Consider the following 26,716-nt stretch of genomic DNA (forward strand, 5'->3'; position numbering starts at 1 on the left):
AAGCCGGATGCCTTGTCCCTGAAGGACAATTCGTCCGCGCTCATGCCCGTAAGAATTTCCAGCTGCCGGTTGCAATAAATTAGCGAGCCGTCGTCTTGCCGTTCGATGGACATGGCGACCGGGCTGCTGTCGAGCACCCGGCGCATGCGTTTTTCGCTTTCCTGAACCTTGGCTTCCATGGCACGGCGCTCGCTGGTGTCGCGCACCGACGCGCAGACGCATTGACCGTATTCTCCCACCGCAGGCAATGATGCTAGTCCGATCTCAACCGAGAACATGCTGCCGTCCTTGCGAACGCCCTGGAGATCCGTCAGGCCGCCGCCCATCTGCCGGGTTCCCTCTTCGCTCATGAAACCTTTACGCAATCCGGCATGATGGGGACGAACCGAGGCCGGCACCAATTGTTCCACGGACAGTCCAAGCAATTCGCCGGTTTCATAGCCGAACAGGCCGTCAAGCTGCGTATTGGTGAGAATGATCTTGCCATATTCATCCACCACCAGCATGCCGTCCGGCGCCGACTCGACGACGCCGCGAAACCAGGCTTCGGTCTCCTTGAGCGCGGATTGCTGAGCCTCCAACTCGGTCGCCTGCTCTTCCAGACGCGTCGCCTGCTTCTGCGATTGCGTCAGCAACTGCTGCACGGTCAACGAGCGATCCAGGATCTCCATGCTGATGGCAAGGCGCGGAAGCACCTCCTGCAGCAGCGTCCTGGCGGTGTCGCTTGCCGTATCGAAGCAGGCCAGCTCCAGCACACCGGCCAGCTTGTCGCCGCTGAGAATCGGCAGCACCATGATTTCAGTGCAGGCGATATCGCCCAGGGAAGACTGAATGCGCCAGGCGCCCTCGCCCCCTTGCCGTATCGTTATTGGCAGGCAGTCTTTGGCGCACTGCCCCAGCAAGCCAACGCCGGGTTCAATGGTGGTCGCCGGAGCATGATCGCCATCCATGGCATAGCTATCTGCCAGAACCAGCAGTTGCCGCGCCTCATCCCAGCGGTAGAGCAAGCCCTGGCCGATATGAAGAAACGGAGCCAGATGCTGGAAGAACAACTCCGCCAGTTTCTCCGGTGAATCTGACTGCTGCAGTGCGGCTTGAATCTTGGATTCTTGCGATTTGATCCAGCGCTGGCCTTCCAGCTGGATGGATTCCTTTTGCAGCGAGGCGATGGCCCGCGCCAGATCGCCGGTCTCGTTTTGATAATCCGTATGGGGAATATCCAGATGTAACCTGCCGGCCGCAAGTTCTTCTACTGCTGTTGTGACCCGGTTGATAGGAAACCTGATCGAACGGCCAATCAGCCATGAAAAAACCAGGGCCCACGCCAATCCACCGAGTAGCAAAACGTAAGTCAATACATTGCGGGTAAAGGCGAAACTCTGGACGTTCACCGTGGTGTCGCGGACACCAAACTCCTTGACGTCGGCAATTTCCTCCAGCACCTGGTCTGCACTGCGGTTGATTTCCTTGAAACTGAGACTCTCGATCAAGGATGCCGCTTCCGGTCGCATGCCATGTTTGGCGAGGTCCAGTGCTTCCGAAGTGGTGCGCTGCATACGTGCAAGGAGCACTTCGAACTGCTCCAGCCGTTTGACATTATCCGGTTTGAACAGCGTCGGCCGGGTCAGCTGCATGGCTTGCTGTACGTGCTGATAAGCGTCGTCCATCTCCTGCAGCGCTTCGTCGCGCTCACCGACGGATTCCGCGTTCACCATGCGATGCGCAGCCAGTACCATGTGCGAAAAATGAATTCGCGCATCCTGCACCCTAGCAATGCCAACGATGCCTTCTTCCTGCAATCGCTGCAAGTCCCGGCTCAGGTCGGCCTGCGTCTGCAAGCTTTGAATGCCAAGCGCAAGCGACAGCAGCAGCAGCGAAACAAAACCGACTACCAGCTTGTGGCGAAGCGGCAGGCGCTCCAGCATCTGCAAAGATAAGCTCATGCGGCCCCTTGTGTCATGCATTCAACGAAAGATTCAGTGCGAACCGGAAAGGGATTGCACCGCGGCGGCTTTCTGCGCCATGTCGTGGTCGGAATCTGCGAATTGCGCGGCAACTGCCTGAAATTTGTCAGAACAGGCCAGGAAGGCGTCGCAAACATCGGGATCGAAGTGTTTTCCGTGTCCCTCGGTCATGATGCGCGTGGCCTCCTCGTGCGACATGCCGTTCTTGTAGACGCGCCGACTGATCAGGGCATCGTAGACATCCGCCACCGCCATGAGCCGGGCTGAAATCGGAATGTCATCTCCGGCCTTGCCTTCGGGGTAGCCCGAACCATCCCATTTTTCCTGATGGCCGTAGGCGATTTCCTTGGCAAAATGAAGAAATTCCACATCCATGCCAAGTTGCTGCTCCGCATGAGCGATCGCGTCACGTCCCAACGTGGTGTGGGTCTTCATGATCTCGAATTCTTCCGGCGTGAACTTGCCCGGCTTGAGCAGGATACGATCAGGGATGCCAATCTTACCGATGTCGTGCAAAGGTGCCGATTTGAACAGAAGCCTGATCGTATCGTCGTCGAGGAAGTGCCGGAACCGTGGATGATCACGTAGATGTTCGGCCAGTATTTTCATGTAATGCTGGGTGCGGCGAATGTGATTGCCGGTCTCGTTGTCCCGGGTTTCGGCCAACGAGGCCATGGCATGAATGGTCACATCCTGAATCGCCATGACTTCCAGTGTGCGCCGGGTGACTTCCTGCTCCAGATAATCGCTCTTGTCTTTCAGGAAGTCGGCAGCGGCCTTGACCTTGAGCTGCGTCTCCACTCGCGCCAGCACCACAGGCGGGCTGATCGGCTTGGTAATGTAATCGGCCGCGCCCATTTCCAACCCGCGCGTTTCATCCTCGGAGGATGCCCTTGCGGTCAGAAAGATAAGGGGGATGTCTCGCGTACGCGGATCGGCCTTCAGTGATTGCGCAACCTCGTGTCCCGACAGGCCGGGCATCATGATGTCCAGCAGGATCAGATCCGGCAGGGGATCGGTCTGGACGATGCGCAACGCCTTCTCGCCATTGTTGGCTACCTTGATTGTGTAGCGATCTCCTTCCTTGAGAAGACTCGCCATCAGCAGCAGGTTATCCGGGCTGTCGTCGACAATCAAAATGATCGGCTTGCGGGCGAAATCGTGCGCTAATTCCATTACATACTCCGGTGCGGGTTTCGGGTGTATTTGTTTTATAAATGTTTCGCGAGCCATTCCTGATGGCTTATATCACTGGAGGTCATTAGTGATGTTTATTCTCGTTAGCAATGTAGCAGAAGGCATGTTTAATATCATGCTCGCCGACACATTTTTCCGTTGTCTTTTTTTGCAATTTTCAGTACCCAGCGCTTTTGATACCCGCGACCTACGTCTCCTGCATTTAGGTCCGCATCATGAACGGGAGTGACATTATCTCGTGAAAACTACGTCACGTTCTCGTGGTCGCATTAGCTTCACCTATGAACGTGGACCTCATCGCAGTAACCGCCCACTTCCAGCCGAAGGCAGCCGTGGCATCGTTAATTTTTTCGGCAATAGAGCGGACCAACATCACGTAACGCATTTAAGCGCCATAAATCCGGTTCCGTCCCTTGCGCTTAGCTTCATATAGATGTTGATCGGCTACTTCCACGCATGCGGCCAGCGTCGAGCCATGCTTTGGAACGACGGCTGCTACACCCGCGCTAAACGTGACGATCGACGAGCCTTTATTCGCTATATGAGGCAACGCCAATGCTTCAACTTCGCGGCGCAATCGATCGAGCACATCGTATGCGTGCAGAGCGTCTTGTCCGGGTAGAATGACAATGAATTCCTCGCCTCCATAGCGGGCTATGAAATCGCTACCATTACGCAACCCGGCTGCGAGGGTCTGCGCAACAGCACAGAGACATTCGTCTCCAGCCTGATGCCCATAGTGGTCGTTATATGCTTTGAAATGATCGATATCGACCATTGCCACGGCAAACCATTCTTTATTCCGCATGGCGCGTTGCCATTCGAGCTCTCCAATATTGGCGTACTCCCTGCGATTCGGGAGCCCAGTCAAACCATCGGTTGTACTCAATTGCGCTAATCTATGATTGGCCCGATAAATTAGATAAGCGCCTACCAAAACAACTAAAGAGAAAATGCTTGTGGTTATCCAGGCATTCCGGGCTTCGCGCCGCCAGTTGACAAATACATCGTCCGTCGACAAACCGACCACCAAGCCCAATGGTTGCCCGGCGATACGCTGGACATAAAAAATACGCTCTATGTCGTCAATGGAGGAATTTTTTACGGCGAATCTGGAACTCTCGGTAGAATTTATAAAGTTCTCCAGATTGGACGATATAATTTTTTTTCCACTGACCTGCATGTCTTGCTTTCCATGCACGTATCGGATAACTACCCGCGGATCATTATCGAACAAGACAAATTCGTCTTGATCGCCCAATTTCATTTCCTTTCCTAAAAGTCTTTCAGCCATACCGTCCAGTTCAACAGCAGCAAATACAACTCCGGCGAACTCTCCGTTTGGTAAATTAAATCGGCGTGCACAGATCACCACCCACTTCTTTAACCCTCGGCCAAACACAGGTTCGGAAATCACCATGCCGGCGTTCGGATTCGCCTTCAACTGTTGAAAATAGGCCCGGTCGCCCGCGTTAAGCCCGACAGCATTTTCAAGTCCAAACAGTACCTCACCAGACGCGTTGGTCACACGCAGCGCGCTCAGAGACGGAACCCGACGCCGTATCTCTGACAACATGGTGTTGAAAGCTTGCTTGTCGACACTCTTCAAACCTTGTTGCTGTCGAGCGTGATCGGTTACGGCGGAAAGGGTGATGTCGATATTTTGGAATGAACCGGCAATGCTCGCCGCAATAGTAGAGCCTAGATTTAGTGCAGTTAGGCGAGCGCGGTCCTTGTATTGCTCGTGACTCAGCTGCAAGTTTTTTGCTTGAAAGACAATCGCCACGGCAATTAGCAACATCGGGACGGCGATATGTAAAAGACCATTGAAATGAATGGACGTTGCCGACGCAGGGCGAGGTAACGCTGACGGCAGTTGGATAGTTCCTAATCTGGCAGACATTTCGCCCCCCTGGTCTTGGTATGTCTAATCGTATTGGCGACGATTTTCGCGCTGATCCGGAAATTTGATTGCGATCGCCACATATGGCTGGTCGTCAAGTCGTCAAGCGTCCGGATCAAGATAGCGCTCGACAAGCCTGGACCAGAACGCAGCACCAATCGCAAGGTTCTGATCATTGAAGTAGTAGTGAGGGCCAGCCGATCCAGCGAACGATGACATTGAGAGGTAGTCCCTGATTTTCGGCAGATTGGCGAGTCTGGTAGATATCTACTCCGTCTCTTAACGTCTTCGCTAACGCCTCTTCTGCGCTTTGGCTGGTTAGCGGTAACCGCGCGCAAAATACGGATTTTGTTCCTTGTAATAGGGGAAACTGCACGATGACAACATGCATGGTGCCTCCTACAGCGCATCGGTCAAGCCGCCGTCAGTCAGGATAGTTCGTCCCGTGATCCAACGCGAATCATCCGACGTCAGGAAGACGATGACGTCAGCAATATCTGCCGGCTCCCCGATGCGACCTGCAGGCGTGCCCGCAATGACCGCCTGACGACGGGCTTCGGGGGTGGCCGCGGTCATGTCCGTACTGGTCATGGATGGTGCCACGGCATTGACGGTGATACCGCGTGCGCCAAGCTCCTTGGCAAAGGCGTTGGTTAAGACGGAAACTGCGGCTTTGCTTGCCGAATAGATCGCTGTCCCGGGACGTGGCGCGTAGATGAGGTTGCTGGAAACGTTGACAACGCGCCCGCCCGCATCGGGGAAATGCGGGACAGCAGCCTGGGTCATATTCAGGACACCGCCGATGTTGACACTGAACACGCGGCTTACGTGCTCGGCGTCGATATCGCCAAAGGTGCGCGCTTCAAACATACCGGCGTTGTTGACCAGAATGTTGATATGGCCGAATTGGGCCACGATCGTATCTATGACGCTCTGTGCTGCTGCCTGATCGGCCACATCCGCCGCGAACGCTGCGGCCGTGCCACCTGCAGCCGTGATGGCATCCACGACCGAATCCGCCTGCGCGCGATTACCGCGGTACACAATGGCAACGACCGTGCCTTGCGCAGCGAGTTTCTTGGCAATCGCTGCGCCGATTCCGCGTGAGCCGCCAGTAACAACAGCAATTTTGTTCGTCGTCATGATTTGCACTCCATTTGGTTAGAGACCCCGATGCCCTGCTCATAGAAGGGATCGGGGTGGATTTGGTATAACTGCCAGCATCAGGCTAGTCATGCTTCAAAGCAGACGGGATGCCACCGATCCAAACTTTCCTGCACGAAGGTCGCGCACTGCCGCATCGAGCGCCGCTTCGCTCTCGAAGACAAACGGCCCGTTAGAAATGACGGGTTCATCGATCCTCTCGGCTGCCAGTACGACGCAGTGCGCCCTTTCGTCAGCGCGCAGGCCGATGATGCCGCCACTGCTGTCGGCACTGGCACAGAGGGCCTGATCGGGCTGCAGTTCGGTACTGCCGTCCACGACAACGCTCCCCTGGACCACATGCACCCATGCATTCCATTCGCCCGGCAAAGGCACTTCGACGGACGCGCCAGGCCCTTCAAGCTGAATATCGAGCATCAGGATGGGACGGGGTGCCCGGGTTGGGGAGGACCGACCCTGGAAATCTCCAGCAACCACGCGCACACGCGTACCCGCCTCTGTCTGGATGATGGGCATCCGGTCGCGGTCGATGTGGAACGAATCCGGCGGCAGTTGCTTCAGGGATGCCGGCAGATTCACGAAAATCTGCAGCGCATGAATGTGCGCCGATTCCGCCGGAAGCTGGGTGTGCAGGATCCCGCGACCCGCCATCGTCCAATGTAGATCACCGGCACCGAACGTCGCATTGTTGTCAATCGAATCGCGGCTCTGCATGGAACCCTTCGTGTCCTCGAAAACGAGCGTAACCGCAGAAATCCCCGCGTGGGGGTGGATATCAAAAGTGGGCTGCCACATATGGAAGTGATCCACCATTACGAAGGGGGACATCGCCGCACCTCCGAACGCATCGTGCCGGAACTGAGCGACGGTGCATCCGGCGCCTATTGGCTGCGTCGTCGCCGTCGCTACTTTTGAAAATCGGATGCTCATGACTTTCCTCACTGCTTCTTCGATTGTGGGGTGTTCTTCAACTGCCAGACCAGCGTCGCGAAGGGAATGTCCAGCGCGTTGTACACGTCATGCGCCTTCGGGTCCGCGTTGTCGCCAAGCAACTCTACACCTGCTGTAGCGTAGTCCGTCACCGGCACCCCCGCGAGGGTGAGCCGCTGCAGACCGCTCACTCGCTTGGCTTCGTTGAACGTCCCGGAAGCATCGAGCACCACACGGGCGTCGTAGCCGGCCGCCTTGGCGGACATGGCGGGGAATGCCGCGCACACCTCCAGCGAGACGCCGGCAATCAGTATCTGCTTGCGGCCGGTATTTTCGACGGCGGCCTGCACCTTCGGGTCGTCCCAGGCATTGATCACCGTACGAGTGATAACCGGAACCCCGGGTAGGGCCGCAGTCAGTTCGGGGATGATCGGACCCCACAGGCCATCTGGCATGGTGGCCGTCAGCACGACGGGGATGCCCAGTGCCTTGGCGGCCTTGGCCAGTGCAACAACGTTGTGTTTGAGGTCCGCCACGGCGATGTCGCGCACGCCGGTGTACAAGCCAATCTGCTGATCGACCAGCAGCAGCACCGTGTTTTGGCGCGACAGCATTCCCAATTGTTTTGGCATAAGCTGGGCCATATTGGCTACGGTGGTTTGGCCGGCTTGAGCCGACTTGGCGTCGGCCGCCATGGCGGCGCTTCCACATGCCATAAGCAGTGCACTGGCGACCAGTTGAACCACTGCTTTTTTTGTGAAGGACTTCGACATTTAGGACCCCATAAATTAAGTACTGGAATTATATGCATTCACTCATCGTCCCGAAAGATGGGAAAAAGTTGACTCATCGTTTAAAAAAGTAGGATGATACTTAAATGCTGAACCTGAGAGATGTCTTCTATTTTGTGCAAGTAGTGAATCATGGTGGATTCACCGCTGCCGCACGAGTTCTGCGCACGTCAAAGTCGACATTGAGCTTGCGCCTACAACAGCTGGAGATGGATCTGGGAATCCAGTTACTCCATCGGAACTCCCGTAAACTTGGATTGACAAACGCAGGCGACGATTTTTACGGCCATGCGCAATCTTTGCTTCGGGCCGCTGAGGCTGCGGAAAATTTCGGCCGCCAGCGACAGAGCGAACCCAGTGGCACGATCCGCATCACTTCGTCCGTGACAGTCGCGCAGTTTGCATTGCGAGAAATTCTTCCGGCCTTCATGCGCATGTATCCGAAAGTCAATATTGAACAGCACGCCTCTGATGTGATAACGGACATTGTTGGAGAAGGATATGACCTGGCCATTCGTGCGCACACCGACCCTCTGCCTGATTCGTCGCTCGTGCATCGTAGATTGGCAGAGGTTCCCTGGTTTTTGTTCGCCTCTCCTGCATATCTCGATGACAAAGGTGTTCCGCATGACCCCGACGATCTAGTGACCCACAGCACCATCGCACACGGGCGGGGAACAACGAAAAGCTGGTCACTTCAATGCGAGGAAGAAACAGCTGCTGTGGTGCAAATTACCCCACGCTTCGTGAGCAACGAGATGGTCACATTAAAGCAGGCGGCCTGTGCCGACTTGGGCATTGTCTCGCTTCCGGGCTACGTGTGCCGAGAAGATGTGGCGGCGAAACGGTTGGCCCGGGTGTTGCCGCAATGGCGAGCCGCCAACTCGCGTCTGACCGCCGTCCTGCCCACTCGACAGGGTTGGCTGCCTTCGGTACGGGTACTTTTGGATTACCTGGTAGACGAACTGCCCTGCGCGGTCGAGTCACCGGCACGAAGCCAACAACAATCGGACCGGTTGGGCACCGAGAAGTCAGCGTAGTGGATGCTCGCTACGCCAAGATGGAAAGAGAATTTTTTTTCAGTCAGCGATTTAATTGAGGATCAGCAAAAGTTCGCACTCAGAACAGCAGATGTTCCTTTGCTCGCCGAATTGACCCGACCTAATTGACCCACCTTCGACTAGCGAAGGCAGCAACGCGATCATACGAACCTTCAAAACCCAACGAACATGGATCTGCATGCAACTGTCGCAGACTGCACCGTTGTTTGCGGGATTTACTGGATTCTGTTTTAAGCCAAGCGGATAGCTTTAGGGCGTATCTGTCCAGAGCGCTGGGTGTATTACGTTCTGCATAGACAGATTCTACCGCTTCAGAGCGTAGATAGCGTCCTCATTCCAGCGCGATGCTTTGTCTAAGTTCAGCGTCACCAATTCGGAACGACGCAAGCGGGCCACGCTGGCCGCCCTAGCCATTCGCACTGCGGGCGTCCAGCACGGCCGGTACCGGACCGACCATCGGCGAGAGTCCCTTGGACCGCGTACGAAGAAAAGCAGCAGGTTTATCAAGGATAGCCTGGACTATAAGGACAAGTATATGCATCACTTTTTGAAACGAAATGCGCAATCTATGAGTGGTAAAACCTATTACTTTGGCAATATAAAAACTGTTCTCTCATGCATTTACCAAGAATGCTGCGGGAGTGCATCGTATCGCTAATTTCTATGGCGCTACGTGTTCAGGTTGGTGCCAGATCAAAGATCGCATAGCTACACATACCGACGGAGCAACTCTTGTGCCCCAAGTCGGTATAGTGAATAGCTACGCGATAGCCTCACACCTAGCGCGGTGTCACATCTATATGGAAAGTTGCTTCCGACAATCTCTTGATCGTCCCATCAGCTTGCGCAGCTTGAATCGCCTTATCAAACATAGCCTTCAATTCAGCATCCTCCTTGCGAAGGCCCACCCCAGCACCTTTGCCGAGAACACCACCTTGAAAGCATGCTCCGGCGAGAATGATATTCTCGTTTCCAGCCTTTGCTGCCGTACCAAGGAGTGAATCCTTAGCGCCAACAATTGCATCGACTCGTCCGGCTAAAAGATCTAAATCCCGGGCCTCCGGTGTCTTATATTGGCGTATTGCCGATGTGTCCTTGAAGTAGGCATTAATGAAATCTACCGAGTTACCAGACGAAAGTGTACCGATAATTTTGCCTTTCAAACCACGTTGAACTTTCTCCATTGCTTGCCCTGGTGAAGTCCCCGATGTGAGGGGCACGATCAAATTCTCCACGGGCAGCTGTTTTGCAACATCGCTGCCTTTCAATGTTGCAAAGGTGGAGCACAGGGCAGCATAAGGCACCGAAAAAGCGATTACCTGCTCACGTTTTGGCGTAATTGCAAGATCATCGATAATGGCGTCATATTTCCCAGCATTTAACGCCGGAATCATGCTATCAAACGCCTGCGCAGTGATTGTGCACTTCACTTTCATTCGATCACATAAATTCTTTGCAAGTTCGATCTCAAAACCCGCCAACGTACCATCTGGCTTGGTGAAATTCCAAGGGACAAAACCTCCTTCAGTTACGATCCTAATTTCGGTCCATTTTTTCTCTTGCGCGGTACAAGTTTGTGAAAAAAAAGCCATGCTGACAATGGCAAGCACCAAGGTAACGAACACTTTTCTCATACGATCTCCTCTTTTTATCAACGATAAAATAATTGTTTGCCAGCTGAAGTCTTACGATCGCCCGGTGACAAATTGACGGAAGCGGCTTGATTTGCTCGCACTGAAAACTTCGTGTGGTGCGCCATCCTCCTCCACTTGTCCCTGATGCAGAAAAAGAACCCGACTGGACACGTCCCTGGCAAAAGCCATCTCGTGTGTAACAACCAACATGGTGCGCCCCTCCTCAGCCAAGGTACGCATGACGCGCAGAACCTCAGACACAAGCTCTGGATCAAGTGCGGATGTCGGTTCGTCAAACAACATTAGGCGGGGACGCATGGCCAAAGCTCGTGCAATCGCAGCACGCTGTTGCTGCCCCCCAGAAAGGTGAGCAGGATAATAATCCCCCTTACTGCCCATTCCAACTTTTTCTAACAGCTCCCGTGCTTCTTCTATGCACTCAGCGCGCGGTCGTTTCTGAACATAGATAGGTGCCTCAATAATATTCTCTAAGACGGTCATATGAGACCAGAGATTAAATCCTTGAAATACCATCCCTACACGTGATCGGATACGATCAACCTGAGCATGGTCGACTCGTCGTAACAAATTCTTATGCCCCGGCTGCAATCGAATAACTTCGCCGGCAACAGCTACCTCACCAGAATCAGGAACTTCAAGCATGTTGATGCAGCGAAGCAGCGTCGACTTCCCAGAGCCGGATGAGCCGAGAATAGAGATTACTTCGCCATCCCGAGCCTCAAGCGAAACTCCCTTCAATACCTCAACACCACCGAAACTCTTATGAATGTTCTTTAAATGCACAGCGGCTGGCTGCACCTCGACTTTTGCGTCGCTCATATCGCCGTCTCCTTAACTGATTGAATTGGACTGATGGGGCGGCTTCGGAGATGCGGGGTGAGCCTATACTCCGCCATCGTCACGATCCGCGTCAAAATGAAATTAATACCAAAATAAATCGAGCCAGCAACCACAAAAACTTCGACAGGGCGATATGTCTCAGATGCGATTGAGGCAGCAATTCCAGTCACATCCATCAAGGTAACTAGCGAAGCAAGAGAGGTTCCTTTTACCATGGCAATTACTTCATTCCCATAGGCTGGGAGTGCCTGACGTATAGCTACCGGCAGAACAATGCGATGAAACATCAGAAATCGACTCATACCGCATGCACGAGCTGCTTCCAATTCGCCGCGCGGAACCGACTGAAGACCTCCACGAATAATCTCACTTGCATAAGCAGATGTATTAATGGTCAACGCTAGTAGGGCGCACCAATGAGGCTCGCGAAAGAACGCCCACAAAAAACTCATACGAATCGCCTCAAATTGCCCCAAGCCGTAATAGATAAGGAAGAGCATGACAAGCAATGGGACACTGCGAATTATCTGAACGTAAAGCCAAGCCACCGAAGCTAGCAAGCGCATACCTGAAATACGCATCAGTGCAATGGGAAGCCCAAGCATTGCTCCGAGCACAACGGCACCGGCAGCAAGCTCAAGTGTCAAAGGGAGGCCTGGCAGCAGGTTGACCAGAGTATCAAAAAGAAAATTCAAATCCATTATGCAACCCTCCTGATACCACGTGTACTACGCCTTTCAGCCATCTGTATAACGAGCCCCGACACCACGCTCAGTAAAAAGTACAAAGCAGCTGCTGCGAGGAAAAAGTCGAACGGAAGCCGAGTTGAACCGGCCGCGACCTGAGCTTGTCGCATTAACTCGGCAAGTCCCGTTACTGAAAGCAAGGAGGATTCTTTCAGGGCATTGACCCATACATTACCGATTCCTGGCAATGCATGCCGCAATGTAAGTGGTGCGATAATCCGTCGAAAACGCAGCATCCGTCGCATGCCGCAAGCCCTTGCAGCCTCAATCTCTCCTTTGCCAACAGACTGAAAAGCTCCTCTGAACACTTCCGTCGCTTGCGCACCAGTGGTAACCCCAATGGCAATCGTACCGGCAATAAAACCCGGAAAACCGATAAACCCTGATGCCCCATAAAAACGACCTATTGCCGTCAATACCGAACTACTTCCAAAGTAGATGAGGTAGATGATGAGCAGATCCGGAACACCACGCAGAATAGTGGTATATGCATTGGCCACTCCGCGAACGAATTTCCCTCCACATATCTTCGCCCACGCCCCGAAAACTCCAATCACCGCACCAAGAAGTACGCCACATACGGCCACAGCCAATGAGAGCGCAGCACCAAATAAGAGCGTCCCGCCCCAACCTGCAGGACCAAACCCCATTAGCTCAAAGAAACCAGACTGATTCATAGATCCTTCTACCAGAAGCAATGACCCTTAGGGGTCGCGTTAATGATGGGATACACATACAGAGTCTTCATGATGCTGCGTTTTTAAAAAATAAGGCAAACATGCATCACTCGAATCAGTATATTACATAAATAATTTCATACACAAATATTTTGTAATATTCCATACATTTTAATTACATCTATCAGATATCCCGCCTTCTACTCACTGCGGCCGAACTTTTACGCCCCCATTACAAATAATAAACCCCATCGAGCCGAAGCAAATCTCACGCCATAGTGAACACAAGCCCACTATCGACATTGACCATCAACATCCTTAAAAAAAATCTCGCATGTATTGTTTTATTACTTGAATCTTTGAATGGATTATTCTATTCTACGAATATCCATCCGGATATGTATAAATCAATACAAGAGGTGTTCTCAATGTCATCAACTAATTTGCTCGAGTTTCATGCTCCGAGCTTAGATTTGAAGTTTCGCGTCCAACTACTGACTAGCGAAAACCCAGATGTGGTTGCGCAAGTTCTCCAACAGCTCCCCTTGGATAGCGTGCTCGGTCACGTTGTCATTTCGGGAGAAGCGATCTGGTTGCCAACCAAGATCGTGCATTTGGGGAAAAGCAATATGGTAAAGCGCTCTCCAGGAGCGGTATATCTATACGCACCTGGTCAGACGATCTGTTTGACCTATGGCGCCATCACTGAAAGTGCGCTTGTCAACAAATTCGGCCAAGTGCTGGAAAGCGATCTTCCTCTGCTTAGCCGCTTGGGCGAGCATGTCTGGGATCAAACGATTGCTCAGCCACGTAAGAACTTAGTGCACATCACAATTAAGAGGGCTGCGTAATGTCTATTAAAAAATTTGAAGGTAACTGGCGTGAAGCAAAAACAGAGATCGAACGCCAGATCGATCGCGTCTGGATTACGGAGCCAGAAGAGATTCAAAAAATTCGATGGGGCATCATTGATAGCGGCGCAGGCAGCGGCCAACAATCCTTCAGCGTGCTCGTACATCTTGAAGCGTATCTGATGCTAGTCGGAGCCGACGTGATGTATCGATTTTTGAAGGTGTCTCAATATCCAGATGTGGAATTGCAGACCTTAACAAAGATGACCAAAGAATTTTTGAGTGCAACTTTCAATGTCTTCGAATTCCTGACTGATCTTGGACTTACGAACATGCATGAGATCGGACAGGCGTATGCCGATTCACTCGATACACTTTCGACCAAGGAAGAGTATGTTGAATTGACGGGTGCAATGATGACTTATGTCATCCGAATGCATCGTTGGGTTCATTTCATTTTCCCGTGGAATCTGGGTGTGGCATTCCCACATCGGACTCCATCTGAAGTTGCTCAAATTGCAGCAATTGCAGGGAAGAATTAGTCGCATTGGCAAACAGTCGGCCAGATTGTAGGCATCTGGCCGAAGTGTATTGATCTGACTATCTAGCAAACGCAACGACTCGTAGTGTTGCGTCTCGAGGTTAATAGCAACAAGTGAAGATGCTCTGAGAGAAGAGCGCCTCCAACACGGTGAGTCGGCATGCTTACAAAATTACGAGAGACCAGCAGTCTTTTGTGGTTGATGCTGGTGAAAAATATTTTATAAGTTAAGGATTTCAAATGAATACATCGAAAGAAACTCTCGTTCTTTCACCTGGCCAGGTAAGCCTCTCCGATCTGCGCCGCATATATCTAGGTGAAGTCAAACTGAGACTTGCAGAGGGCGCGCGCGCGGCATTGGTTACATCCCAGGCGGTTGTTCAGAAAATCGTCGACGATGGTCGAGTTGTATATGGAGTAAATACTGGATTTGGCAAGTTGGCCTCAACAACGATTCCTGCGGAACGATTGGCCGACTTACAAAGAAATTTGGTTCTATCTCATAGTGTAGGTACGGGCGCTCTGTTACCAGATGGTGTTGTTCGTCTTATTCTAGCGACAAAAGCAATTAGCCTATCCCGAGGCCACTCAGGCGTCCGCCCAGAACTTGTAGATGCACTGTTGGCACTGTTTAACAATAATTTACTCCCACACATTCCAGCCAAAGGTTCGGTTGGGGCGTCAGGTGATCTCGCACCTCTTGCACATTTGTCTTGTGTTCTGATCGGCGCTGGCAGCGTCAAAGCTGCTGGAAAAAATGCTCCTATGACCGGTACTGAAGCGATGACATCGCTGGGTCTTACACCGTTCACCCTAGGTCCAAAGGAAGGATTGGCGCTACTCAATGGCACACAAGTTTCGACTTCCCTAGCCTTGGCGGGCCTGTTTGGAGCTGAGAATGTTTTTGCTGCTGGCATTTTTGCAGGAACATTGTCTCTTGAGGCAATCAAAGGTTCCGTTGCGCCATATGACCCAAGAATCCACGCTGCGCGTGGTCAGACAGGGCAGATTGCTGTTGCTGCAGCGGTACGTTCACTACTTGAGGGCAGTGAAATTGTACCTTCGCATATTAATTGCGGGCGCGTGCAAGACCCATACTCAATCCGCTGCGTCCCCCAAGTAATGGGTGCTTGTTTGGATAATTTGACACATGCGGCTCGCGTACTGACAATCGAAGCAAATGCTGCGTCAGACAATCCGTTAATATTTTCAGAGACTGGCGACGTTATTTCTGGAGGAAATTTCCACGCGGAGCCTGTTGCTTTCGCAGCTGATATCATTGCCTTGGCTATTGCAGAAATTGGGGCGATTTCCGAACGTCGGCTGGCTCTATTGCTGGACACTCATCTCTCCGGATTGCCACCATTTCTTATCCGCGATAGCGGTGTCAATTCTGGATTCATGATCATGCAAGTGACGGCAGCCGCTCTCGCGTCAGAAAATAAGTCACTGGCCCATCCAGCCAGCGTAGATAGCCTACCGACCTCTGCTAACCAGGAAGATCACGTTTCGATGGCTACCTTCGCAGCACGTAGACTCACTGATATGGTTGAAAATACCGCGGTCGTCGTTGGCATTGAAGCTATGGCAGCAGCTCAGGGCATGGAATTCCAAAGGCCGCTAAAAAGCTCATCTGCTGTTGAAACGATGTTCTCGGATATTCGAGAACGAGTCGCTTTTCTTGAAGAGGATCGCTATTTAGCTTCTGATATCGAGACAATGCAGCGTTGGGTGATGCACACAGAGTGGCCGGAAACAATTCAGAACTTGTTACCAAGCGCTCAATCGTAAATTCATAAACGTTGCGGTTTTAAAGAGGCCCTTCATGAAGATTAACAGCAGAATCTGGTTGCTGCCGGCAATTGCAGCTGTGATCTTCAGTGTGGGGACACCCCGCAACGGGAGTGAGTCCTACTTTGCAATATTGGAAGGAGTGCTGTTAGCTGTTGTTATTCTAGGTACACTAGCCATGATTTGCCACGCTGTAGTTCAGGCAGTCTTGAAGGACCTCGGCGGTGAATCTGGTTATGCGAAAGCGCTTGCGGAAGCAATTGTAAGTGGGGATCTTTCGATGACCATTTTAAAGTCCCAAGAAGACACTGCTAGTTTGCTGGCCACGCTTGGTGAGGTGAAACAACGATCGACGGATATAGTATCTGATACACATATATCATCCAAGTAATCTAAAACCGAACGCCAGCCATTTTAAGAGTTAGCCTTCGGCGTTATTTTTTAGTTTGGGGCTAGGAAGCCTACTTGATTTCAAAGCCCCAAGCGCACCAACTTGCTTTGGTAAAATTCCAAGGGACAAACCTGCCTTCGGCGAATCTCCGAATTTCCACCTACTTTTCTCTTGCGCAATGCAAATTTGTGAAAACAGTCCTGAGTATGGCGGGCACGCGCTTCCATTGGTGTTCCTTTGCTCGCAGCATTGACCCTATCTAACTGATCCACTTTCCATTGCCGAGAGAACGCGGCAACGCGATCATAAGCCCCTTCAAATCCCAACGCGCACAGATCCGCCTGCGCGTTGTGATAGCGGTTGGCTGGTGCGCTCATCGAACCAATCAAGCCGAATTCTTCCAGCGCGTCTCGGTACAAGGCACGTTCATATTGGCATCCGCGGTCGGTGTGGTGGATGCATGTGCTTGGCACCGGCTTGCGGTTTCGATAAGCCGCCGTCAGCGCGGCCAGGGTCAAGGGCGTGTCGATACGCTTGGATAAGGCGTAGCCAATTACCTTACGACTGCAAGCATTCAGAACAACGGCCAGGTAGATAAAGCCGGATGCAATTCGGATATAGGTGATATCGGCTACCCAGACGCGATCTGGCTCTGTTGGAATGATGTTTCGGTACAGATTGGGGAAGACGGCAACATCAGCCTCAGAGCCGGCCACCGGCTTGAATCTACACCGGTGGTAGCCGTACACCTCGTGCTCACGCATGATCCTCGCCACGCGTTTGTGATTGACCACATGCCCGCGTGCCTTCAACTCCAAAGTGATTCGACGATAGCCATAACCTGGAAGGACATCGTGGATGTCTTCTATTAGTTGAGCCAGATCATGATCGTTAAGTGCCGCAGTGGCTGGCTTAGGCGGGTAATAGTAGGTGCTACGCGGCAGATTGATCATTTGGCATCCTCGTCGGATGGCGCAGGCTTGGGGCCGCTGATGATCGATGAGTTCTCGTTGTTGCTGACGAGTTGCAGGCGTGGTGTTTTTTTAAGGAGATCGAGTTCCATCGTGAGCTGGCCGACCTTCCGCTCCAAAGCGGCAATGTGCGCTTCGTACTCTGCGACCGTTGATGCCGCCGCATCTTCCCGATCCAGCTCACCACGATCAAACTGCCCCAGCCACATCTGCATGAGATTGGCTGACAAGTTGTGCGTCTTGAGCGCCTCTCGACGCCCGAGCTTTCCGCTGCGAACGGCACTGCAGATCTGAATCTTGAACTGCAGACTGTGCCGCCGATATGGTCCTCGTGCTGCCATGATGTCGCTCCTCCTGAGAAGGCTCGACAAGCGTATCACTTCATCGACCGGCGCTAGTCCAACCCGATGGGTTCACTCCACGGGACTTACAAACACGTGCGATGGTGACACTCACACTACGACTAACAGTGGAAAATTGAAAAAAGACTGTGTTTCACATTCTATTTACATGAATTTATACATTCAATAAAAATAATAAAACCATTAAACACCAATAAATGTGCAGCTTACAGAGGAACAAGCAAAAATATAAATTAAACAAATCAACCAAAATTACAACAATGTTAATGAATGAATAAATTCATCTATACTAAATAAAAAATATTCAATACAATTATTTTCAGTCGCAAGGGGCGTCTTTCCCAAAGGTGGCCAATTAAGAGCCCCCCCCCCCAACGCGACCGCGCCATTGGTTCTAGCGGACCGGGGCTCTATAAACTTACTATTGATGGGGAGTTTCAATGAAAAAGGTCTTTGCAGGTACTTTGCTATGTACGTTCGCAAGTATTGCCAATGCACAGTCCAATATCACGGTGTATGGGTTGATCGACACGGGTTTTGGAAGCAGAAATGGTGGAAATTATGAAGGTGGTCCAGCAACGTTCGCAGCAACGGACAATGGAAACTCCTCATCTATGTTCGGGTTCAAAGGAACGGAAGACCTTGGAGGTGGAATGCAAGCCAACTTTAAGTTGGAGGAAGGCTTCCATCCGAACACCGGCGCAAATAAGGCAGGTACGGCTTTCAACAGAGAAGCATGGGTTGGCCTGTCAGGTAACTTTGGTCAATTCCGAGCAGGCCTCCAAGACTCGACAGTCGATTTAGTTCTTGGACAGTACGATCTAAACTGGGGCCCGAATATTACTTCCTCGTACGGAAATTTGGGACTTCAAGCAATCTATGACGTCTCTTATGGAACACAGCGTCCATCACAAATTCAGTATTGGACACCAAAATTCGGTGGTTTTTCTGCCCAGCTTGGCTTCATTCCAAGAAGTGCTATCACACTATCCAAGCCACAAAACGTCTATCAAGTGGGTGCCAACTATGTGATCGGGCACTTCTCTGTTGGCGCAGCGTACGAATCCGCGCATGCGGATAGCTCCAGTCTTCGTGCGAACTGGGGCACTAGCGCCAAATATGATTTTGGACCATTCGTCGTCTCAACTAACTACTACAGTAATGCGGTTAAAGCGAATGGACAGGGGTATGGTGCTGGCGTCATGGTACCAATTGGAACAACCTTTGACGTAGGTACTCAAGTAGCACACAACACTGGCGTAAACGGCACTGCATGGGAATTGTTTTCCCACTACTACTTGAGTAAGCGGACAAGCTTCTACGCTTATTACGGCGGGATGAATAACAACGCACAGATCTTTGACAAGGCGACTAAAGGCAGCAGCTATGTCGCAGGTATTATTCATAAGTTCTGATGAACAGGAGAGCAGAGAGGCAAAGGTAACTTTGCCCAACCTCCCAAGCCTCTACCAATGACGTCTCCTCTGATCCACTTCACGGTGATAGAGTTCGGCCCGCGTATCCAATATTGGTTTGGATCCGGGCCTTTTTTTTTGATGCCCAGTATCGTTGCGTCAGAACGCACGAATAACATTGCTGAGCGATTATCCCGAGCCTAACTCCTTGCTTCGCTGAGATTCTCAGAGGATGCGCCGCCCAGTTCCTAGCTCAACGAGGATGCTGAAAATGACGTCAATATGTGACACACTTTCGCTTCATCAACGAGTGTCTCGATAAAATTGGTTTTCTATTTTTTTGGAGGGAACATGGAAGTCAACGTCCAAGACGCTCAGAACGTCCGGACATTTCAAGACGCTGATGGGTTACCGGCCGATAAGCGGCTGCTTGCCATCCTGACCGTATTTCTGGCGATGGGAATCGCAGTAATGGACGGGTCGATTGCCAATTTGGCCCTACCCGTAATCGCACGTGATCTGATGACCTCGGAGGCGCAAGCCATCTGGATTATCAATAGCTATCAAATCGCGCTGGCAGTGTTTTTGCTGCCGCTGGCATCCCTCGGTGAAGTAATTGGTTACCGGCGCGTGTATCTGACGGGACTGATCTTCTTCATCGCCGCATCCCTGGCGTGTGCAATTAGCGGAACCATGCTTCAGATAAGCTTGGCTCGCATCTTCCAGGGAATTGGCGCCGCCGGAATTCTCAGTGTCAATTCGGCGCTCGTGCGTTTTATTTTCCCGACCAGACTGTTGGGACGAGCGATTGGATACAACGCCTTAGTCGCAGGTACTGCATCGGCGCTCGGACCAACGGTTGCCGGCTTCATTCTGCACGTCGCCTCCTGGCATTGGCTATTCCTGATCAACATTCCGCTGGGACTCATTTCTTTTGTTATCGGCATCAAGGCTTTGCCGTTTAATCCTTTGCCTAAGCGAAAGTTCGATACCAAGAGCGCCTTGGTCTGCATGTTGTTCATTGGCCTTCTGCTCTATACGGTCGACACAATCGGACACGCCGAAGGGTGGGCTACAGTCATGACATGTGCGGTACTGACAGCCGTCAGTTTATTGATTTTGTTAAAGGTTCAATCAACATCGGCACCCATGCTGCCATTGGATCTATTGCGAATCCCGCTGTTTGCCCTATCTGTCAGTACCTCGTTTTGTGCTTTTGCAGCGCAGATGGCCGCACTCGTCGTGTTGCCGTTTATGATGCAGAACTATCTGGAAATGGGGGCAGGACGCTCAGGTTTTCTGTTGACCGCATGGCCCATTTCGGTAGCGTTAACCGGTGTTTTTGCAGGAAAATTATCTGACCGGATCATGGCTGGTTTATTGGGAGGGATTGGCTTGGCCGTACTCACCGTGGGTCTTGCCATGCTATTGATGTTGAATGCTCAGACATCCGATACAACGATCGTATTCCTGTTCGCTATCTGCGGAATCGGTTTCGGTTTGTTCCAGGCCCCCAATAACAAGACCATCATGAGTTCTGCGCCGAAGGCCCGCACGGGCGGCGCCAGCGGTATGCTGGGGACTGCCCGCCTGACTGGACAAACACTCGGCGCTTCAGTGGTGGCTCTGATGCTGACTGAATCGGCTTCGCCGTATAAGTTGGTTCTTATAAGTGCAGCAGTCCTTTCCGGGGCGGCTTGCCTGGTCAGTCTATCTCGTATTCGTTACCACGTAGATTGATGATGTCCAGCCCTTAAACTAGCCCCCCCTTTCATTGGTCAGGCGGCATTCCACTATCGGCTGGGCTACGCAATTTCCAACTTTTGTCTGTTCTCGAATGCGTGTGACCTGCTCCCCAATTTAGTCCGAAACCAAGGTAGAGTTTGAGGTTAAAAAACTATCTGCAAATCTGTTCGGTGTCAGGTATCCTTCTAGTAGCGTGGTTCTCAAAATAAACCGACAAAAAAAGAAATTGCCAGCTTGATTAAGAGTGTCACATAGGCGTCGGTGTGCCTATGTGACTGTTATATGCCAAGAGCCAGAGTATGCTTTAGTGCCAATACGGTAGTGTTTTGTATTCCGGATGCATTGAGCCAGTTCGGCTTACCAGGTTCGGTGAGCGCAGCGGCCAATTCTCGCACTGGCTGAAAGCTCCCAGAGAATACTCAACATTGGCGATGGTTACCAGACAGACTGTGAGAAATTCAGTTGGCAAAAATAATAATGATGAAATTAAAGCACTTCGTTATATTAAAAAGCTGGTGCTAAATAAATAAAAGGTGCTTCTTCAAGCACCTTTAAGTAATTTAAATATCTTCAGCTGCTACGCATTTCCTCCCATCCGACGTTGGAAACATCATTCATGGTATGGATCGCTCCATTTTTCCCTACATATTCAAACATAGCGTGCATATTTCTGTACCAGTCATAGAAGCTAATGTCTCCTAGAGCCTGGGCTGCCAAATTCCATTTTTCAAAATCTTCCGCCAACTTGACCGAATGGTTCGATCCGAAAATCCCCGAACATTCGGTAAAAAGATGGAAAAATGGCCCAGCATCCTCAGCCCATTGTGGCCCGTGTTCATATTTCTGTGTACTCTGATTGTACGAAACTAGATGGGCAAGTTTGCCTGAGCGCCAGTCTTCCGGCGTTTCAAGAGCAAGATTAAACCACTCCTTTTCAGCGTACCGATAATATGCACCGCTTTCTAGGCTCCAGTCCTTTTCAGGGAATCGTTGATCTGCAAAAAAAGGCCAGGTGTTCTCAGGCAGTTCGTCACTTTTCGCCATCTCTACTGTGAAACCATCAATTTTTTTCAGATCCTTATAGGCCAGATAGTACAAGCACATCACTTTTCTCCAAAACGATATAGATTATTCAAAGTCGGGCATGCTGCGGCGATGGCTAGTGCCAATACACACAGCAGTTTCCTGAGACGGTATAGTGTTTTTCTATATTGATAAATAGTGATTTTTACTCATTCCTTGCATTCGCATAGAGCTTTGTATTATCCCGTTCAAATTACGTTCATATTTCAACGCCACTATTCACCCGAGCTCAGAATGCATGAAAAAGTCGAAACAAGTTTTGAATACCATCAGCGCTAGCCCGATCACGCTAGTGCGCTATGACCGATAAGTGATTTTTGATGTCCATTGGGATAATCATATAACTACCCGTACGGTATCGCGCTAGTGCGTCTAGCCTTTACTCCCATCAGTCGTCTGAAAAGTCGACTTCCCGGATAACATCGCCTCGCAGAGCGTCAAATATACGACGAGCCTCGCGATACCAGTCGTAAAAATCGGAATCGCCTAGTTCCTTTGCTTCCGCCTCCCAGACATCAAAGTCCACCATCAACTTGGCGGCTTCAAATGGCTGATATATGGACGTTTTTCCTGTAAAGAGCTCATAGAAAGGACCTGTACCATCTGGATACCGCTCGTCACCTTCGTACTTCTTTGCATGATCGTTATAGAAAACTAAGTGCTTCAGTGTGTCGTTGTGTTTGCCCACTTTTGTTATAAGGTCCCACTCCTCCAGGATTACGTCAAGAAATGGGTCGGCAAATGTATTCTTATGGCGTCCTCTAGACAGACCGACACAAGGCATATAAAAAACGCACTGTGCATAGTTACCCCACGATTCAGTAAACTCCGTCGGAATATAGGTAATTTCTTGCAATTCGTGATCGACAAAATAGCGTGACGGCATTCTTCTTCTCCTAGAAACAAAATGTGCAAACGGTTGGACCAAACAAACTAAACATGAGTTTGTTTGGCTGGGTTACCTCTTGCTCGAGGTACCGTATAGCGCCATTTGATGTTGATGAGCGGAGTTAAATTGAATGTCTTGAATGCGTAGCCGACGCTAGGGCTGGCTGAGCTACCGTTGAAATTGTGAGATTGGCTATAGAAATCGCGTGGAAATACAGTGTGTTTTGTAGAAATGAGCCCTGAAACACAATTGTAAACTCGGTAGGCACGTGCGCAAGGAATGCAGATAGTTGTAATCTTTTGCTTGTGAGGGTTAGTGTTTCACGATTTGATGGGGGCGTCGGAAGCCGAGCGTTTTCCTCGCAGCTTATGAACTCGCTGTCGTTGCTTTAACTTGCGCACCGACACCACTGGGCTACTCGTTTTCGGCACCATCGCTAGAAGCCATGGATATCGCCCCATCGCACGTAACACCAATAAATAGGTTCGTAGCGATGTTCCTTTTCCTGCTTCAAGGTTTCTCAGCGTTCTCACGCTCACGCCGGCAGATTCAGCCAATGCTTCTTGGGCGAGTTGAAGGCTGTTGATGCAATAACGCTTAATGTACTCACCGATTTCAGATTCCATTTCGTCTGAGGTCATTTGGTGAAAAGAAAATTCTGTTGCAGACATCCCACTTCTCCGAAAATTCTTCTATCTCTCTAGTAGGCTAAAGCGTGCCGATATTATTCGATTTAACTCTTTGTCAGCGCAAGCTTGCCTGTTACGACAGCTAAATGCGAACAATCGATTTAGCTTCAACCGTACTCCCTATTGCTGGGCGAGGAATGGAGCGAATGGACGTCTACACACCACACGGAAACACCCGAAGGGCTGCGTAGGGCGAACGCCCGGAGCAGCGTTCAGCGGCCCACCGCTGGACGTGTTTTATGGGGGAGCCGACAAGGCATGAGGCCCTCGGCCGAAAGCGCCCCAAGGCGCGGTGCCGTAGTTCGGGGGTGCTAGCACCCCGGCCCCGACCGCGGTCGGGCAAATGCGTTCGGCAAGTCCGGAGCTCACGTGACAACGTGGCGATGGGCGGTGCGCTGCAAGCGCATGCAGAAGGCATTTGCCCGAGCGCAGCTCGGGGCCGCGGGACAGTCCGACCCTAGTCGGACAGTGGTGGCCGGCCGTCCAGGCCGAAACAGCCACCACGGTGTCCGCAAGCAGGGCTTTTCCCTGCGCGCAGCGTGTTTGGTAAAACACGCGTAGAACACCTTGCTCACTAGATGACGACATCCCAACCGACATGTATTTCATAGAAGGCCGATAGCCTACCTCACCTTTCCGACGTTAGAGTAAGACGTAGGTCGTTAAACTCCTCCGACTTCAATGCATCAAGAAATAGGATTGCATGCCTTCGTCTTTGCATGCTCCACCGGTAGAGCTATACAAAGAAACATATCTATCGGAGTGAACATGAACAAAAAAGCACAAGGAGACTTGTATCGTCATCACGTGATGCAGTTTTTGTCCGTAGTCGGTTACGCCACAACACGGCAGATTGCGAAAGACGTTTGGGGAAGATGCGACATTAGTACCCGCAAGATGGCCGGGAGGACGCTGCGGTGGCTCCATGAGCACCGTCTTATCGTTTCCAAACGAGATGGCCAAGGCGTCAATAAGGTGAACAACGAACTCTTGTTTGCATTAACTGCAGTCGGCGCGGAAGAGACACGTCGGCATGGTTCTCCTCTTGTCGCGGACAAGGTACATGGTCGGGACTATCTCCGGCATTCTCACCAGCACCGCACCGCATGTAATAGTGTCTACGTTGCTTGGCCCACGACAATGGACATCTGGTCTGAACTCCAAATTCGAGCTGGCGAATGCCCTCTAAATAGCTTCACGTATATCGTCGACGGTATTCGTTGCACCAAAATTCCCGACCTCATCGCAAGTACGGGCGATGGCGGCTTCGAGTGGATAGAGGTTGAAAACTCATGGCGTAGCGATAAAGACCTTTCAAAGGCCATCGACTGCATGCGCGCAATGTTCAACGGCAACAGCAAAATCAGATGCATGCACTTCATTGTCACAGTTGCGGGGGCTCGGACAATTGGAGCGCGTTTGAAGAAAAAGCTGACTGATGGTCTGGACTCAGGTTGGGCGCCCTCGATAAGGGCCCGCGATGCGCGCATCATAGCCAACCACATCAAGGTGTCAGTGCTTGTTCCTGAAACATTGGTGTTGGAACGAATCGATTGAATATGTGTTTAGTTTGACATGCAGATTCTTAAGGCCGACACGGCAACATTGCGCTGCCAAACCACGGCGCAGCTATGGCTTGGCAATGCAATGTTGCCGAAAAACAACGATTGGTATAACGTTAAAAACCTGTTCTGCCAAGTCTAAAAATATTCTCGTTGTGCGGCTCTGAATCTCGTTGTTATCGTAGTTCAACGCGCACTACGAGGACTGGATTAAGCCGGTAGCGCGCTCTGAATCCAACTTGGAGCTTTCATGAAAAAACATACCGACTGGTTAGAAAAAGTACAGACCATCAACAGTACGACCGAGACTCGAAAAGCTGCCTTGAAATTAGCCAAGGCGAAAACCACCCACGAGCTGGCTACGGCTGAGCGGTCGCTGGTTGCAGTTGCATTGACTCAATTGGCAAGGCAATTGGCGGAGGAAATTTATGCGCCGGCAGGTGGCAAGCACATTCGCCGTGCGAGTTGCCGTTGACCCTACCTAAGGACATCTTGAGCGCTTGCGTTCATGACTTCCGTTCCGACCTACTGCGGCAATCCGTTTGAAACGAACTTCAACCGTCTATGGCAGTTGCACCTTGAAACACCAAGGACCGCATTTGCATGCGGTCCTTGGCGCAAACCATACTTAGCAGGTCGGACACTGAGCCGCGACAGCCTAGGAATATCGCAGGATGGTTTGGAGTTATACGTGCGGCCGACCTCCCCACACGTGACGGCGTTATTTCCTTGAGTTGAGTAGCCGTCACTGCAGTATATGCGTCCACACATAGGATGATTGTAGAAAGCCACCGCGCAAGAAAAATTTATTAAGCGTCTTCGTTGATTGGCATGGAACGTCCCGTCTTTAACCCCAAAGATACAGAATCTTTGAAGTCGAAAACGCTTTAACTTTACAAGGGAATTTCACAATACATGGATACAAAAAAACGCTCCCTCCGTATCATCAACGGTGGATTAGAGGCCGACAAGGAACGCGAATACAAGCGCCTTCACCCAGCCGTCCAAATTCGTCATGCTTACGCTGCCCCAAATGTGGAGGCGAATGAGGTGCGCGGGTCGAATAGTTTGCGCTTGGTAGGTGGCACTGAGGCAAAAGGGCCTGGACGGAAAATTTTCGATATCTCGGCAGGGGATGCTATCAATTGGGCGGGGGCGAGCTGCGAGATGCGCCGGCAGCGCGCGGTTAACGCAATTTTCTCCTTTGACGTTGGCCAAGGTGTGACGGTCCTCAACTTAGTTGAAGAATTCAGAATCAATATGACCGCACCGGCCACCATCGAACAAGAGCTGGTCTACATGGAGCGTAATGGACATATTTACGGCCTGTTCTTAGACTTGGGCATTGCAATCATAGCGGCAGCCGAAGAGCAGGGATTGGACGTTTCGGCCTATGCGACAGTTTTTAGGCCAGCCAGGTTGCTTCGTTATTTACCTCAATTGAAAGAATACGACGATATCCTGCCCGGGCTGGCTTTGGCATAAAAACGGCCGACA

General features: G+C 51.3%; 25 protein-coding genes. 10 read left to right on the forward strand and 15 right to left on the reverse strand.

Features of this window, described 5'->3' with window-relative positions; genetic code table 11:
- The 6 genes from AC1RN6_RS13190 to AC1RN6_RS13215 form a co-directional block, all read right to left on the reverse strand.
- A partial coding sequence (locus AC1RN6_RS13190) for a PAS domain S-box protein (RefSeq protein WP_493005906.1) occupies nt 1–1,943 on the reverse strand: 1,943 nt, incomplete at its 3' end.
- A 33-nt stretch (nt 1,944–1,976) separates the two neighbouring features.
- Nucleotides 1,977–3,140, reverse strand: a complete 1,164-nt coding sequence (locus AC1RN6_RS13195) for a response regulator (RefSeq protein ID WP_493005907.1) — start codon at nt 3,138–3,140, stop codon at nt 1,977–1,979.
- A 406-nt stretch (nt 3,141–3,546) separates the two neighbouring features.
- Nucleotides 3,547–5,064, reverse strand: coding sequence for a sensor domain-containing diguanylate cyclase (locus AC1RN6_RS13200; RefSeq protein WP_493005908.1), 1,518 nt, complete (start codon nt 5,062–5,064; stop codon nt 3,547–3,549).
- 399 nt (nt 5,065–5,463) lie between these two features.
- Nucleotides 5,464–6,207, reverse strand: coding sequence for an SDR family NAD(P)-dependent oxidoreductase (locus AC1RN6_RS13205; protein ID WP_493005909.1), 744 nt, complete (start codon nt 6,205–6,207; stop codon nt 5,464–5,466).
- Nucleotides 6,208–6,303: 96 nt separating this feature from the next.
- Entirely contained in the window at nt 6,304–7,158 is an 855-nt protein-coding gene (locus tag AC1RN6_RS13210; RefSeq protein ID WP_493005910.1) for a pirin family protein, read from the reverse strand.
- 8 nt (nt 7,159–7,166) lie between these two features.
- On the reverse strand, nt 7,167–7,931 hold the full coding sequence (locus AC1RN6_RS13215; RefSeq protein WP_493005911.1) for an isochorismatase family protein: 765 nt from the start codon (nt 7,929–7,931) through the stop codon (nt 7,167–7,169).
- Nucleotides 7,932–8,035: 104 nt separating this feature from the next.
- Between AC1RN6_RS13215 and AC1RN6_RS13220 the strand changes: the two genes are divergently transcribed.
- Nucleotides 8,036–8,989, forward strand: coding sequence for a LysR substrate-binding domain-containing protein (locus tag AC1RN6_RS13220; protein WP_493005912.1), 954 nt, complete (start codon nt 8,036–8,038; stop codon nt 8,987–8,989).
- Nucleotides 8,990–9,789: 800 nt separating this feature from the next.
- On the opposite strand, the gene AC1RN6_RS13225 is transcribed toward AC1RN6_RS13220, so the two are convergent.
- The 4 genes from AC1RN6_RS13225 to AC1RN6_RS13240 are packed head-to-tail and all read right to left on the reverse strand — an operon-like array spanning nt 9,790 to nt 12,928.
- On the reverse strand, nt 9,790–10,644 hold the full coding sequence (locus tag AC1RN6_RS13225) for a transporter substrate-binding domain-containing protein (protein ID WP_493005913.1): 855 nt from the start codon (nt 10,642–10,644) through the stop codon (nt 9,790–9,792).
- 51 nt (nt 10,645–10,695) lie between these two features.
- A complete protein-coding gene (locus tag AC1RN6_RS13230; protein WP_493005914.1) occupies nt 10,696–11,484 on the reverse strand; it encodes an ABC transporter ATP-binding protein in 789 nt (262 codons plus the stop codon).
- The gene (locus AC1RN6_RS13235) at nt 11,481–12,206 is read right to left on the reverse strand and encodes an ABC transporter permease (RefSeq protein ID WP_493005915.1); all 726 of its coding nucleotides are present in this window, start codon (nt 12,204–12,206) and stop codon (nt 11,481–11,483) included. The genes AC1RN6_RS13230 and AC1RN6_RS13235 overlap by 4 nt, the downstream gene beginning before the upstream one ends.
- Nucleotides 12,206–12,928 (reverse strand): ABC transporter permease, encoded by a 723-nt coding sequence (locus AC1RN6_RS13240; RefSeq protein WP_493005916.1) that lies wholly within the window; start codon nt 12,926–12,928, stop codon nt 12,206–12,208. The genes AC1RN6_RS13235 and AC1RN6_RS13240 overlap by 1 nt, the downstream gene beginning before the upstream one ends.
- Before the next feature lie 302 nt (nt 12,929–13,230).
- Between AC1RN6_RS13240 and AC1RN6_RS13245 the strand changes: the two genes are divergently transcribed.
- From AC1RN6_RS13245 to AC1RN6_RS13260, 4 genes are all read left to right on the forward strand, one after another.
- Nucleotides 13,231–13,779 carry a hypothetical protein gene (locus tag AC1RN6_RS13245; protein WP_493005917.1) on the forward strand — a complete coding sequence of 183 codons (549 nt, stop codon included), beginning with the start codon at nt 13,231–13,233 and terminating at the stop codon, nt 13,777–13,779.
- A complete protein-coding gene (locus AC1RN6_RS13250; RefSeq protein ID WP_493005918.1) occupies nt 13,779–14,321 on the forward strand; it encodes a cucumopine synthase-related protein in 543 nt (180 codons plus the stop codon). Before AC1RN6_RS13245 ends, AC1RN6_RS13250 begins: the two co-directional genes overlap by 1 nt.
- A 239-nt stretch (nt 14,322–14,560) precedes the next feature.
- Nucleotides 14,561–16,111 carry a histidine ammonia-lyase gene (gene hutH, locus AC1RN6_RS13255; protein ID WP_493005919.1) on the forward strand — a complete coding sequence of 517 codons (1,551 nt, stop codon included), beginning with the start codon at nt 14,561–14,563 and terminating at the stop codon, nt 16,109–16,111.
- 34 nt (nt 16,112–16,145) lie between these two features.
- Nucleotides 16,146–16,502, forward strand: coding sequence for a hypothetical protein (locus tag AC1RN6_RS13260; protein ID WP_493005920.1), 357 nt, complete (start codon nt 16,146–16,148; stop codon nt 16,500–16,502).
- Nucleotides 16,503–16,582: 80 nt separating this feature from the next.
- Here the strand turns inward: AC1RN6_RS13260 and AC1RN6_RS13265 are convergent, their stop codons facing one another.
- Both AC1RN6_RS13265 and AC1RN6_RS13270 read right to left on the reverse strand, forming a co-directional pair.
- Nucleotides 16,583–17,503 carry an IS3 family transposase gene (locus AC1RN6_RS13265; RefSeq protein WP_493006443.1) on the reverse strand — a complete coding sequence of 307 codons (921 nt, stop codon included), beginning with the start codon at nt 17,501–17,503 and terminating at the stop codon, nt 16,583–16,585.
- Nucleotides 17,452–17,814, reverse strand: coding sequence for a transposase (locus AC1RN6_RS13270; protein ID WP_493005921.1), 363 nt, complete (start codon nt 17,812–17,814; stop codon nt 17,452–17,454). Before AC1RN6_RS13270 ends, AC1RN6_RS13265 begins: the two co-directional genes overlap by 52 nt.
- Nucleotides 17,815–18,275: 461 nt before the next feature.
- Between AC1RN6_RS13270 and AC1RN6_RS13275 the strand changes: the two genes are divergently transcribed.
- Nucleotides 18,276–19,250 carry a porin gene (locus AC1RN6_RS13275; RefSeq protein WP_493005922.1) on the forward strand — a complete coding sequence of 325 codons (975 nt, stop codon included), beginning with the start codon at nt 18,276–18,278 and terminating at the stop codon, nt 19,248–19,250.
- A gap of 351 nt (nt 19,251–19,601) precedes the next feature.
- Nucleotides 19,602–20,990 (forward strand): MFS transporter, encoded by a 1,389-nt coding sequence (locus AC1RN6_RS13280; RefSeq protein WP_493005923.1) that lies wholly within the window; start codon nt 19,602–19,604, stop codon nt 20,988–20,990.
- A 576-nt stretch (nt 20,991–21,566) separates the two neighbouring features.
- On the opposite strand, the gene AC1RN6_RS13285 is transcribed toward AC1RN6_RS13280, so the two are convergent.
- From AC1RN6_RS13285 to AC1RN6_RS13295, 3 genes are all read right to left on the reverse strand, one after another.
- Complete coding sequence (locus tag AC1RN6_RS13285) at nt 21,567–22,094, reverse strand: hypothetical protein (protein WP_493005924.1); 528 nt, start codon at nt 22,092–22,094, stop codon at nt 21,567–21,569.
- Nucleotides 22,095–22,467: 373 nt separating this feature from the next.
- Nucleotides 22,468–22,965 (reverse strand): hypothetical protein, encoded by a 498-nt coding sequence (locus AC1RN6_RS13290; RefSeq protein ID WP_493005925.1) that lies wholly within the window; start codon nt 22,963–22,965, stop codon nt 22,468–22,470.
- A 323-nt stretch (nt 22,966–23,288) separates the two neighbouring features.
- Nucleotides 23,289–23,639: a helix-turn-helix transcriptional regulator gene (locus tag AC1RN6_RS13295; RefSeq protein ID WP_493005926.1), complete on the reverse strand. Its 351-nt coding sequence runs from the start codon at nt 23,637–23,639 to the stop codon at nt 23,289–23,291.
- A gap of 786 nt (nt 23,640–24,425) precedes the next feature.
- Between AC1RN6_RS13295 and AC1RN6_RS13300 the strand changes: the two genes are divergently transcribed.
- The 3 genes from AC1RN6_RS13300 (at nt 24,426) to AC1RN6_RS13310 (ending at nt 26,704) form a co-directional block, all read left to right on the forward strand.
- Nucleotides 24,426–25,214, forward strand: coding sequence for a replication-relaxation family protein (locus AC1RN6_RS13300; protein WP_493005927.1), 789 nt, complete (start codon nt 24,426–24,428; stop codon nt 25,212–25,214).
- Nucleotides 25,215–25,469: 255 nt separating this feature from the next.
- Nucleotides 25,470–25,694, forward strand: a complete 225-nt coding sequence (locus tag AC1RN6_RS13305) for a hypothetical protein (RefSeq protein WP_493005928.1) — start codon at nt 25,470–25,472, stop codon at nt 25,692–25,694.
- A 440-nt stretch (nt 25,695–26,134) separates the two neighbouring features.
- On the forward strand, nt 26,135–26,704 hold the full coding sequence (locus tag AC1RN6_RS13310; RefSeq protein ID WP_493005929.1) for a hypothetical protein: 570 nt from the start codon (nt 26,135–26,137) through the stop codon (nt 26,702–26,704).
- The last annotated feature ends 12 nt before the right edge of the window (nt 26,705–26,716 follow it).

The organism is Herbaspirillum sp. GW822-FHT03A08 (genome assembly GCF_058801885.1).

Excerpts from the sequence above, each read along its gene's own strand:
- AC1RN6_RS13195 (WP_493005907.1), bottom strand. The coding sequence starts at position 3,140 with ATGGAATTAGCGCACGATTTCGCCCGCAAGCCGATCATTTTGATTGTC.
- AC1RN6_RS13200 (WP_493005908.1), bottom strand. The coding sequence starts at position 5,064 with ATGTCTGCCAGATTAGGAACTATCCAACTGCCGTCAGCGTTACCTCGC.
- AC1RN6_RS13205 (WP_493005909.1), bottom strand. The coding sequence starts at position 6,207 with ATGACGACGAACAAAATTGCTGTTGTTACTGGCGGCTCACGCGGAATC.
- AC1RN6_RS13210 (WP_493005910.1), bottom strand. The coding sequence starts at position 7,158 with ATGAGCATCCGATTTTCAAAAGTAGCGACGGCGACGACGCAGCCAATA.
- AC1RN6_RS13215 (WP_493005911.1), bottom strand. The coding sequence starts at position 7,931 with ATGTCGAAGTCCTTCACAAAAAAAGCAGTGGTTCAACTGGTCGCCAGT.
- AC1RN6_RS13220 (WP_493005912.1), top strand. The coding sequence starts at position 8,036 with ATGCTGAACCTGAGAGATGTCTTCTATTTTGTGCAAGTAGTGAATCAT.
- AC1RN6_RS13225 (WP_493005913.1), bottom strand. The coding sequence starts at position 10,644 with ATGAGAAAAGTGTTCGTTACCTTGGTGCTTGCCATTGTCAGCATGGCT.
- AC1RN6_RS13230 (WP_493005914.1), bottom strand. The coding sequence starts at position 11,484 with ATGAGCGACGCAAAAGTCGAGGTGCAGCCAGCCGCTGTGCATTTAAAG.
- AC1RN6_RS13235 (WP_493005915.1), bottom strand. The coding sequence starts at position 12,206 with ATGGATTTGAATTTTCTTTTTGATACTCTGGTCAACCTGCTGCCAGGC.
- AC1RN6_RS13240 (WP_493005916.1), bottom strand. The coding sequence starts at position 12,928 with ATGAATCAGTCTGGTTTCTTTGAGCTAATGGGGTTTGGTCCTGCAGGT.
- AC1RN6_RS13250 (WP_493005918.1), top strand. The coding sequence starts at position 13,779 with ATGTCTATTAAAAAATTTGAAGGTAACTGGCGTGAAGCAAAAACAGAG.
- hutH (WP_493005919.1), top strand. The coding sequence starts at position 14,561 with ATGAATACATCGAAAGAAACTCTCGTTCTTTCACCTGGCCAGGTAAGC.
- AC1RN6_RS13260 (WP_493005920.1), top strand. The coding sequence starts at position 16,146 with ATGAAGATTAACAGCAGAATCTGGTTGCTGCCGGCAATTGCAGCTGTG.
- AC1RN6_RS13270 (WP_493005921.1), bottom strand. The coding sequence starts at position 17,814 with ATGGCAGCACGAGGACCATATCGGCGGCACAGTCTGCAGTTCAAGATT.
- AC1RN6_RS13275 (WP_493005922.1), top strand. The coding sequence starts at position 18,276 with ATGAAAAAGGTCTTTGCAGGTACTTTGCTATGTACGTTCGCAAGTATT.
- AC1RN6_RS13280 (WP_493005923.1), top strand. The coding sequence starts at position 19,602 with ATGGAAGTCAACGTCCAAGACGCTCAGAACGTCCGGACATTTCAAGAC.
- AC1RN6_RS13290 (WP_493005925.1), bottom strand. The coding sequence starts at position 22,965 with ATGCCGTCACGCTATTTTGTCGATCACGAATTGCAAGAAATTACCTAT.
- AC1RN6_RS13295 (WP_493005926.1), bottom strand. The coding sequence starts at position 23,639 with ATGTCTGCAACAGAATTTTCTTTTCACCAAATGACCTCAGACGAAATG.
- AC1RN6_RS13300 (WP_493005927.1), top strand. The coding sequence starts at position 24,426 with ATGAACAAAAAAGCACAAGGAGACTTGTATCGTCATCACGTGATGCAG.
- AC1RN6_RS13305 (WP_493005928.1), top strand. The coding sequence starts at position 25,470 with ATGAAAAAACATACCGACTGGTTAGAAAAAGTACAGACCATCAACAGT.
- AC1RN6_RS13310 (WP_493005929.1), top strand. The coding sequence starts at position 26,135 with ATGGATACAAAAAAACGCTCCCTCCGTATCATCAACGGTGGATTAGAG.